Source organism: Acidithiobacillus albertensis (genome assembly GCF_001931655.1).
In the GTDB taxonomy this organism is placed as follows: Bacteria; Pseudomonadota; Gammaproteobacteria; order Acidithiobacillales; family Acidithiobacillaceae; genus Acidithiobacillus; species Acidithiobacillus thiooxidans.
Genome location: NZ_MOAD01000098.1, coordinates 1 through 912 on the forward strand (window position 1 = coordinate 1; position 912 = coordinate 912).

Consider the following 912-nt stretch of genomic DNA (forward strand, 5'->3'; position numbering starts at 1 on the left):
TGCTGCAAGCGGATCAGGGCCTCAAAACCAATCACGCCCTGCTCCGGTGACGCAGAAGGGGCAGGCCGGGTCACTACCGGCTGGTAGTACATGACCAAGTTCTGGGCTTCAAGCGCTTCCTGGGTCATCGTCAACATCTCCATCAGCTGTTCTTGTTCAATATCCAGGCTTTTTTCATAAAAACAATACTGATTGCGACCCCGGGCTTTGGCCGCGTAAAGCGCGAGATCCGCATGCCGCAACATCTGCGGGGCATCACCCGTATCCCCGGGGAGAATCGTCCATCCAATACTGGCTGAGACGTTCGCCACCTGTGTGTCCATCTCAATAGGCTGGTTCAACGCCTGGATCAGCCGGTGGGCGAGATGCTGGGCGTCTTCCAGATCGTGCATATGGGGCAGCAGCAGCCCAAACTCATCCCCGCCCAGGCGGCTGACGCTATCTTCAGGCCGCAGCGTTTCACGGACCCGTTGTGCTACCGTACAAAGCAGCTGATCCCCTTGGTCGTGTCCCCAGCGATCATTGACCTGTTTGAATCCATCCAGATCGAGAATGCCAACCAGGAGGAGGTCTCCCGGCAGGGGCTGCGCCTCTGTGGCCCGGCGGAGCTGCTCCAGAAACCACTTGCGGTTGGGCAAGCCGGTCAAATCATCGTGATGCGCCTGATAAGCCAGGTGCTCGGTCAAACGACGCCGTTCCGTGACATCATGAAAGACCAGTACGGCGCCCAACACCTGACCATCCCGTCCGTGAATTGGTGCTGCAGAATCTTCAATGGCGATCTCCTGACCATCCGCGCGCAGGAGAACCGTATGGTTGGCCAGCCCCACGATCCGGCCTTCCTGCAAGACTCTGCGGATGGGGTTTTCTACCGGAAGGTGATCCCCCTCATGGGCGATGTGGAAAACCGTT

The 912-nt window shown here is 58.4% G+C and carries 1 protein-coding gene; it reads right to left on the bottom strand.

Annotated features, from left to right (window positions below):
- Nucleotides 1–912 (bottom strand): GGDEF domain-containing protein (locus BLW97_RS18265; protein ID WP_143214994.1); only part of this gene is annotated, 912 nt, incomplete at both ends.